Raw genomic sequence first — 9,118 nt, forward strand, 5'->3', positions numbered from 1 at the left:
ACTCCGGAAGACCGGGGGAACAGCAACTTTCTCTTTTTAACAAAACCATTGGGGGTTTGATCCATGGAGACAAAACTGAATACGGGAAGGCGCCTGACGCTCATCGCGGCTGCGCTCTCCGCTTCTTTCGCGACGCAGGCATGGGGCGACGATCTGCCGTCCATGGGCGAAGATTCTTCGCCTTGGCAGGTCGATGTCACCTACGAGAACCACACCGCACATCGCGAGCATGTGGGTCTGGCCAAGTTCCGCAATACCATGCAGCTCGAGGCGGACAAGAAATTCGGGAATGGCTGGGGTGTGCATAGCATTCTGCGCGGTAGCTGGGATGGCGTTTATCGCATGAACAGTAGCGAGTACGGCAAGGATGCGGGTGGGCCGATCAACATGCAGTCGACGACGCCTGGTGGCTATTTGACGACGCCTTGGGGTACCGGACCAGTGACTTACTCTCTAGTCGCTGGCCTGGGTTATCCGGGGGCGGCCGGCAATGCTTTTATTGATACCTATGGAGCAAATAATCCGAATGAGGGAATGCGGGTTCTCGGTGATCGCTGGCACGGCATTGATGGCGGCGTTGCTTTTGGCGTTCCGGTTCGCCCATGCGATGTTGATAGTCGTGGCTGCCGTGACTTTGGCGGTTATGGCGACAAGACGCTATCGGAACTGGAGGCGCCAGAATTTAATAATCGACTGGATTTCATTCGAGAACTGTATGTCAAGAAGACATTCGATCTGGGTGACGGCAAGGGGTTATTCCTGAAGCTGGGCAAGCAGCAGGTTGTTTGGGGCCGTACTGACCTCTTCCGCGTTTTGGACGTCATTAACCCGGTCGACTATTCACGCAACAATATTTACGACGAACTGTCCGACATCCGCATTCCGATGTGGATCGCTCAGGCGGAATACCGCATGGGGGCGAGCGAAACAATGCAGGATCGCAACTTCCAGATCGTCTGGAACGTCGATCAGTTCCGCGCCAATAATCTGGGTCAGTGCGGCACGCCGAACGTGATTCTGGATGCCGGTTGTTTTTTCCGTGGTATGGCCAATCTCTGGGATAACGGCGGCACGGTGGCCAACTTTGCCAACGTTGCGCCAGGCACCTTGCTTGCAACCAATTTCGGCCCAGGCCAGATCGGTATCAAGGATGTTCATCTCCCCGCCTGGTCGCTGTCGAATACTCAATTAGGGGCGAAATATGAGGGCGTGACGGCAGATGGCTTGTCCTTCTCGCTGAACGCATTGACCTATCGCTCCCAGTTGCCGTCCCTGCATGGTGGTAAGCGGGCAACAAACTCTTTCACTGGGGCGTATCAGAATGCCTGGCCTTACCTGATTTCTTTCGACATGGAATTTCCGCGGGTTAACCTGATTGGTGGCTCGATGGACTTCCAACTGCCTGCGGCAGGAGCGGCTGTGCGTTTCGAGGCGGCCTTTACCGATGGGGAAGAGTTTTCCAATACAGCACGCGAGGAGCTGTACTCGAAGAACAATGTATTCCGCAGTGTGATCGGTATTGATCGCCCAACTTTCATCCCGTTCATTAGCGAAACAGCGGCAACCCTGATTTCGGGGCAGTTGTTCTACCAGCACATTTTTGATCACGAATGGAAGCAGGGTTCTCTGGGACCTGTTGGCATGCCGGATTGGGAAGACAACTTCATCGGTACTTTGCTGATCAAGGGCTTTCTACGTAATGGCACGCTCAGCCCACAAATCATCTTCGCGCATGACTTCCAGGCACGGGCGACCGCGGTTGCTCCGCAGGTGGAATGGAACGTCACGAACGACCTGAAGGTGACATTCGGTGCCAACTACAAGCTGGCTGAAGGGCGCACTCGCTGGAATTTCGATGATTGCCGTGCCTGTAATCCGTTTGCGCCTTATACCGCGCCTAACGGTGATGCCGATCCGTTTACCTCGTATTCGCGTGGTCTCGGCGGCATGGAACCCCTCGGCCGCTTCCGCGCTGGCCCGATCGGCGCCGCGTTCAAGGAAAACGACATTTTCGTTCGTGTTAACTACAAGTTCTAACTTAAATCCGGAGACAACCACATGAAAAAAGCCATGATTTCCCTGTTGCCCATGGTGGCGGCAGGTTTGGTCGGCTCGGCCTTTGCTGCGACGGAAGCCGATGTCGAAAATACCTTTAATCCCTACAAGGCCGGCATGCCCAGCGCACCGGGCGTGACGCCGGGTACGGTGATTACCAAGGCCAATGCTGACCAGTTCAAGGATGTCCTGTCGGTCGGTCTGTACAAGCTGCTCAAGGATGGCGCCTTTGAAATGAAAGTGGGGCCCACCACGCAGTTCATGATCAACAGCAGCTACATCAACGCGACCAAGGCCAATCTGAACAAGACCAAGCTGGGCTCGAAGGCCGGTGAGAATCTGACGGGTTATGTGGCTGGCCGCCCGTTCCCGGAGGAGCCGGATGCGAAGGATCCGAGGGCTGGCGAGAAGCTGGCCTGGAACTACAAGTACGGTGTGAACTGGGGCGACGGCGCGGTCATTTCGCCGTTCTACTGGCGTTACCGCAACATGACGTCAGGGCAGATCGAGAAGACCATCAAGTACGATTTCCATTTCCTGAACTTCATGCACCGGACCAAGGATGCGCCGATTCCGGAATTCACGCCGAATCCGTCCGGTCTGTACCGCGCCATCTACGTCAAGGCCAACGAGCCGCAGGATTTGAAGAACACCCAGTTGCTGATCCAACGTTTCGAAGACGACAGCAAGCTGGACGACGCCTACCTGTATCTGGGCTTCCAGCGTCGCGTGCGCCGTCTGGCCCAGGGCCAGGTGACCGACTCCTTCCTCGGCTCCGATCTGATGATCGAAGACTTCGAAGGCTACAACGGCCGCGTTTCGGATATGAAGTGGACCTACAAGGGCACCAAGAACATGCTGCTGCCGATGTGGAACCACAACGAACTCAAGCTTTCCGACGAGTTCAAGGAAGCCGATGGCTTCAAGTTCGTGAACTACGCCGGGCAGGGCGGCTGCTTCCCGGACGGCACCTGGCAGTTGCGCAAGGTCTATGTGCTGGAAGCGGCGCCGGTCAATCCGAACCACCCGATCAGCAAGCGCACCTTCTACATGGATGCCCAGTTGCAGAACCTGAATGGTGCCATCGACATTTACGACCGCAAGGGCGAACTGTGGAAGGCCTTCAGCGTCGGCAAGTCGCATCCTGACCACCATCTGCCGGTCAACAAGGGCTCAGGCATCGGTATCGACGATGGCGTGATCATGGTCGACGTCCAAGCCAAGCACTGCACGACCGCCCAGTTCAAGGGCCAGGTCGATCCGAAGAAGGCGCCTCCGGGGCTCTTCCAGGTTCAGAACCTGCGTGGCGGGGATTGATCGCGCGGTAAAGATTGCATTGTCTCTGCGGGCGAGGGTTTCTCTGTAGAAACCCCTTTCTCCCTCATTCGGGGGGCCTTTTGGCCCCCCTTTTTTTGCCCCGGATTTCAATTTTGATCAATTTTTACGGTTGACCGTGGGACGCTGAAATTTAGTTGCTGGGGGCTTCCCGGAACTTTTGCACGCTGGCCAAAAAGGCCTGCAGGATCGGCGAGTGATCGTCGGTGCGGTAAATGCAGCTGAGATCCACCGTGGCGGAGATCGCATCGCGGAACGGTCGGCAAACGACGCCGGGCAGGCTGATGGTGGTGGCTGATTTGGGCACGATGGTGATGCCGAAACCGCCGGCGACCAGCGCCATGCCGGTCACCGCATCGCCAACGACCTGGGAAATCTGCGGCGTGACCCCCATGTTTCCGCAAAGCTGGACGATGCGGTCGACGAAGTTGGGCCGGGCGCCCGACGGGAAAAGGACCAGCGGATACTTCGCGACTTCCATGAAGGGTACTGATTCGTGCTTGGCCAGCGGGTGGTCTTCGTTAATCACCAGGTAGAGCGGTTCGCGCATGATCAGTTCGGTTGTGATGTCGGGCAGCGGGACGAGCATGCGGTTGAAGCCGATGGTGATGCGGCGCTGGCGCAGCGCCTCGATCTGTTCCGACTTGGAAAGGGTGTGGAGCGAGACGACGACGTCCGGGTTGGTGTCCTTGAACAGCTGCAGCAGCTTGGGAATGGTGCCCAGGATGCCCGTCCCGAAGATGCCGATGTCGAGCCGCCCGAGCTTGCCTTGCCCGGCCCGCTTGGTGCGTTCGATGGCCTGTTCGACGAGGGCGCGGATGTTGCTGGCTTCCTCGTAAAACATTTCCCCGGCCTGCGTCAGCTCCACCCCGCGCGGCGTACGGATGAATAGCTGAACGCCGAGTTCTTCCTCCAGTTGCTGGATCTGCCGGGTCAGCGGTGGCTGCGATATGCACAGGCGCAGAGCGGCACGGCCGATGTTGAGTTCGTCGGCGACAGCGATGAAATATTTGAGGTGACGAAGGTCCATTTTTGCTTCCTAAATGGCGTTGACCGTAGCAACGCGCGGATGGGTGCTTTCAAAAAAGGTATGACGTAGCGCCAAATACGGTATTGGAAAGTATAGCTCAGGCTTCCTAATCTGCTCTTAGCGACGAGGTGATCGCTTACCTAGCCGATTGATAAATTTATTTATTTCGTGAAATAAGCTTGATCAGGAATGCTCAATCTAATTTCGGTTAAATGAATCAATTTCCGATTGGTGAATGAAAACAAGATGTTGCCAATTTGGCATGCATCCTGCGATTAGCTTCTCGACGCAAGCAGTTTTTCAAGTCATTAACGAAAAAGAGGAGACAAGGTTATGGCAATGACAGGCGTACTTCGCCCGGGACATGCCCAGGTTCGGGTGCTGGATCTTGAAGAGGCAGTCACTTTTTATCGCGACGTGCTGGGCTTGGTCGAAACTGGCCGCGATGCTCAAGGGCGCGTCTATTTCAAATGCTGGGACGAGCGCGACCACAACAGTTACGTGATTCGTCAGGCTGATCGGGCCGGCCTCGATTTCTTCGGTTTCCGCGTGCTCGACAAGGCGACGCTCGACAAGCTCGATGCCGACCTGCAGGCGTACGGCCTCAAGACCGAGCGGATTCCGGCCGGCGAGATGCTGGAAACCGGCGAGCGCGTTCGCTTCACGTTGCCTTCCGGGCACGTCATCGAGCTGTATGCCGAAAAGTCCAAGATCGGCAATGGCATTCCGCTGGTTAATCCGGCGCCGTGGAGCAAGGCGCGCGACAACGGCATCGCGCCGACGCGCCTCGATCACTGCCTGCTCTACGGCCCGAATGTCGCCGAAGTGCAGAAGATTTTTACTGAAGTCCTCGGTTTCTACCTGGTCGAACGCGTCCTGACGCCGGATGGCAATGGCAACGCCGCGATCTGGTTGTCCTGCGGCCAAAAGGTGCATGACATCGCCTTTGCCGAATACCCCGAGCCCGGCAAGCTGCACCACTGCTCCTTCCTGATGGAGAGCTGGGAGCAGGTCCTGCGCGGCGGCGACATCATGTCGATGAATGCCGTGCCCGTCGATATTGGCCCGACCCGCCACGGCGTCACCCGTGGCTGCACCATTTACGCCTGGGACCCGTCCGGCAACCGTTTCGAAACCTTCTTCGGCGGCCATCTGCCGTACCCCGACTACGAGCCGATGACCTGGACTTTCGACAACTTCGGGCAGGGGCTCGATTACCCGCAGCGCAAGCTGCACGAGACTTTCCTGACCGTCGTCAGCTGAGCTCGCCGGCACCAAGCGGGATGACTGCCGCCGGGGGCGGCGGTCGCATCAAATAATTCCAAAAGGAGACAGGACGAATGCAAATCGATCTGCGTACCGTCAGCATCAAGCAACAGCGCAATACCTTCGATCACCTGGCGCGCCGCTTCGGCGACAAGCCGGCCTCGCGCTACCAGGAAGGCAGCTACGACATCCAGGCGACCGAAAACCTGCACTACCGGCCGACCTGGGACCCCGATCAGCTCATCTACGATGCCTCGATTACCAAAATCGTCATGGCCGACTGGTATGCGCTGAAGGATCCGCGTCAGTACTTTTACAACAACTACACGCTGGCCCGCGCCCGTCAGCAGGAAACGGCGGAGGCCAATTTCAGCTTTGTCGAAAGCCGCGGTCTGGCCGACATGTTGCCGGAAGACCTCAAGCGCATCGCCCTCGAAACGCTGGTGCCGCTGCGCCATGCCGCCTGGGGCGCCAACATGAACAATTCCTTCATCTCGGGCTATGGCTACGCCGCCATCTTTACCCAGGCGTGCATGTTCCACGCCATGGACAACCTGGGGATCGCCCAGTACCTGTCGCGCCTCGGCCTGTTGCTCGGCGATCAGGAGGCGCTGACCGAGGGCAAGACGGCCTGGCTGGACGATGAAGCCTGGCAACCGATGCGCCGCTACATCGAGGATTGCCTCGTCGTGCGCGATCCCTTCGAGCTGTTCGTCGCCCAGAACGTGGCGCTCGACGGGCTGCTTTATCCGCTGGTCTATGAGCGCATCGTCGATGGCTATCTGTCGTCTCAGGGCGCATCGGCCGTGGCCATGCTCTGCCAGTTCATGAACGACTGGTTCGATGAAACCCGCAAGTGGGTCGATGCCGTCATGAAAGTGGCCGCCGCCGAGTCGGAGCACAACCGCGCCATCCTGCAGGAATGGACGGAAAAGTGGAGCACCCGCGCCGCTGCCGCCATGCTGCCGGTGGTCCGCAAAGCGCTGGGGGCGGATGCCGAGGAGGTGGTCGGCGAAGAAGTCGCCGCCTTCAAGGCGCGCCTGAAGAAAATTGGCGTGGACATCTGAGGAAAAACCATGTCGACCGTATTCATTGCCCTGCAAGCCAACGAAGACACGCGTCCGATCATCGACGCCATCGTGCAAGACAACCCGACGGCCATCGTCGATCGCCAACCGGCCATGGTCAAGATCGACGTTCCCGGATCGATGACCATCCGTCGCGAAACCATCGAGGAACACATCGGCCGCGCTTACGACCTGCAGGAACTGCAGATCAACCTGATTACCCTCTCCGGCAATGTCGACGAGGACGAAGACAGCTTCACCCTGCGCTGGAATGCCTGAGAACTAGAAGGAGACCGAAATGGACATGCAAGTTGCCAAGAAGAAACTCAGCCTGAAGGAAAAATACAAGCTACTGACCCGTGACCTCGGCTGGGACACGACCTATCACACCACGGAAGAGGTGTTCCCCTACGTCCAGTACGAAGGCATCAAGATTCACGATTGGGACAAGTGGGAAGACCCCTTCCGCCTGACCATGGATTCGTACTGGAAATACCAGGCCGAGAAGGAGCGCAAGTTCTACGCGATCATCGACGCCCACGCCCAGAACAACGGCCACCTGAACATTACAGATGCCCGCTACCTGAGCGCCCTGAAGATTTTCCTGCAGGCCATCAGCCCGGGCGAATACGCCGCCGGCAAGGGCTTTGCCCGCATGGGCCGGGAGTTTCCCGGCGTCGGCACGCAGGTCGCCTGCCAGATGCAGTCGATCGACGAGATTCGCCACGCCCAGACACAGATTCACGCGCTGTCGAACTACAACAAGTTCTACAACGGCTTCCACGCCTTCGCCGACGCCCGCGACCGCATGTGGTACTGCACGCTGCCGCGCTCCTTTTTCGACGACGCGCTGTCGTCCGGGCCGTTCGAATTCATGATCGCCATCGGCTTCAGCTTCGAATACGTGCTGACCAACCTGCTCTTCGTGCCCTTCATGTCCGGTGCCGCCTACAACGGCGACATGGCGACGGTGACCTTCGGTTTCTCTGCCCAGTCCGACGAAGCGCGGCACATGACGCTGGGCCTCGAGTGCATCAAGTTCATGCTCGAGCAGGACCCGGCCAATCTGCCGATTGTCCAGGGCTGGATCGACAAGTGGTTCTGGCGCGGCTTCCGCCTGCTCGGCGTGGTCGGCACGATGATGGACTACATGCTGCCGAAGCGCGTCATGTCCTGGCGCGAGGCGTGGAACATCTACGGCGTCGAGAACGGTGGCGCCCTGTTCCGCGATCTGGCGCGCTACGGCATTCGTCCGCCCAAGGGCTGGGACGACGCCGAAAAGGGCATCGATCACATGTCGCACCAGTTCATGCTGGCGCTGTATCAATACAACTTCGGCACGGCCTTCCACAGCTGGATTCCGTCCGAGGACGAAATGGAATGGCTGTCGAAGAAGTATCCCGATACCTTCGACAAGTACTACCGTCCGCGCTGGGCTCACCTGAGCAAACTCAAGGCCGCCGGCACGCCGTTCGCCAACATGGGCCTGGCCAAGCTGTGCCAGACCTGCCAGATCCCGACCGTGTTCACCGAACCGGACGATCCGACCTCGCTGTGCCAACGCGAAACCGAATACAAGGGCGAGAAGTACCACTTCTGTTCGGACGGTTGCCAGCACATTTTCGAGAACGAGCCGGAAAAATACATCCAGGCGTGGCTGCCCATGCAGCAGCTTTTCCAGGCGCCGATCAACGGCGATCTGGGGGCGTGGATGAACTGGGTCAGCCTGATACCCGGCAAGGACAACGGCGACTTCGACGGTTCCGAGGACGAGCGCAATTTCGCAGCCTGGCGCCAGCAGGCGACGAGCAATCAGTGAATATCGGGAGAGATAAATGGCATTGACCTCAACCAAGCCCTACGTCGGCGTACCGCGCGACCTCGTCAAAAACTTCAACGGCAAGCAGATTGTTTATGTTTGCTGGGATCATCACATGCTGTTCGCTACGCCGTTGATGCTCGTCGTCGAGCCGGGGATGAGCTTCGGCGACCTGCTGGAAAACGTCGTCAAGCCGCTCATCGGGCCTGATCCGGATGCGGCGGTGGTGGATTTGCGGCAGGTGGCATGGCAGAAAGCCGGGCGTTCGTGGACGCCGGATTTTGGGGCCAGTCTGGCGGCGAACGGGATTGTTCATAAGGAGCAATTGCGGTTCAGCACGCCGGGGATGAATTCATTGCTGGCCGCGTAATTTGCAGGGGGTTCCGCCTTGCTGGCGGGCGTACTTTTTCTTGCTTCGCCAAGAAAAAGTAGCCAAAAAGAAGGCGACCCCAAGGTCGGCGCCCTTCGGGTTCCTTGCGCTACTCGGCGGTCCGGGCGGCTGGCTAAACTCGCCTGCGGCTCAGACAACGCCAGCCGACTGCCCCC

8 protein-coding genes are annotated in these 9,118 nt (G+C 58.4%); 7 read left to right on the top strand and 1 reads right to left on the bottom strand.

The features are described from left to right. Positions 1-63: 63 nt before the first annotated feature. Together ADADOO_RS14325 and ADADOO_RS14330 are read left to right on the top strand one after the other, a co-directional pair. Positions 64-2,037: a DUF1302 family protein gene (locus tag ADADOO_RS14325; RefSeq protein WP_511278182.1), complete on the top strand. Its 1,974-nt coding sequence runs from the start codon at positions 64-66 to the stop codon at positions 2,035-2,037. Positions 2,038-2,058: 21 nt separating this feature from the next. Continuing rightward, positions 2,059-3,372 (top strand): DUF1329 domain-containing protein, encoded by a 1,314-nt coding sequence (locus tag ADADOO_RS14330; RefSeq protein WP_511278183.1) that lies wholly within the window; start codon positions 2,059-2,061, stop codon positions 3,370-3,372. A gap of 151 nt (positions 3,373-3,523) precedes the next feature. On the opposite strand, the gene ADADOO_RS14335 is transcribed toward ADADOO_RS14330, so the two are convergent. Beyond that, complete coding sequence (locus tag ADADOO_RS14335; protein ID WP_511278184.1) at positions 3,524-4,420, bottom strand: LysR family transcriptional regulator; 897 nt, start codon at positions 4,418-4,420, stop codon at positions 3,524-3,526. A 333-nt stretch (positions 4,421-4,753) separates the two neighbouring features. On the opposite strand from ADADOO_RS14335, the gene ADADOO_RS14340 reads away from it, so the two are divergent. The 5 genes from ADADOO_RS14340 (at position 4,754) to ADADOO_RS14360 (ending at position 8,942) form a co-directional block, all read left to right on the top strand. Further along, positions 4,754-5,683 carry a catechol 2,3-dioxygenase gene (locus ADADOO_RS14340; protein WP_511278185.1) on the top strand — a complete coding sequence of 310 codons (930 nt, stop codon included), beginning with the start codon at positions 4,754-4,756 and terminating at the stop codon, positions 5,681-5,683. A gap of 77 nt (positions 5,684-5,760) precedes the next feature. Then, positions 5,761-6,753 (top strand): aromatic/alkene monooxygenase hydroxylase subunit beta, encoded by a 993-nt coding sequence (locus tag ADADOO_RS14345; protein ID WP_511278186.1) that lies wholly within the window; start codon positions 5,761-5,763, stop codon positions 6,751-6,753. 9 nt (positions 6,754-6,762) lie between these two features. Beyond that, complete coding sequence (locus ADADOO_RS14350; protein WP_511278187.1) at positions 6,763-7,032, top strand: MmoB/DmpM family protein; 270 nt, start codon at positions 6,763-6,765, stop codon at positions 7,030-7,032. Positions 7,033-7,051: 19 nt separating this feature from the next. Then, on the top strand, positions 7,052-8,572 hold the full coding sequence (locus ADADOO_RS14355) for an aromatic/alkene/methane monooxygenase hydroxylase/oxygenase subunit alpha (protein WP_511278188.1): 1,521 nt from the start codon (positions 7,052-7,054) through the stop codon (positions 8,570-8,572). A gap of 16 nt (positions 8,573-8,588) precedes the next feature. Next, positions 8,589-8,942 (top strand): phenol hydroxylase subunit P4, encoded by a 354-nt coding sequence (locus tag ADADOO_RS14360; protein ID WP_511278189.1) that lies wholly within the window; start codon positions 8,589-8,591, stop codon positions 8,940-8,942. Positions 8,943-9,118 lie beyond the last annotated feature (176 nt).

It is taken from the genome of Azonexus sp. (genome assembly GCF_036170495.1).
GTDB lineage: Bacteria > Pseudomonadota > Gammaproteobacteria > Burkholderiales > Rhodocyclaceae > Azonexus.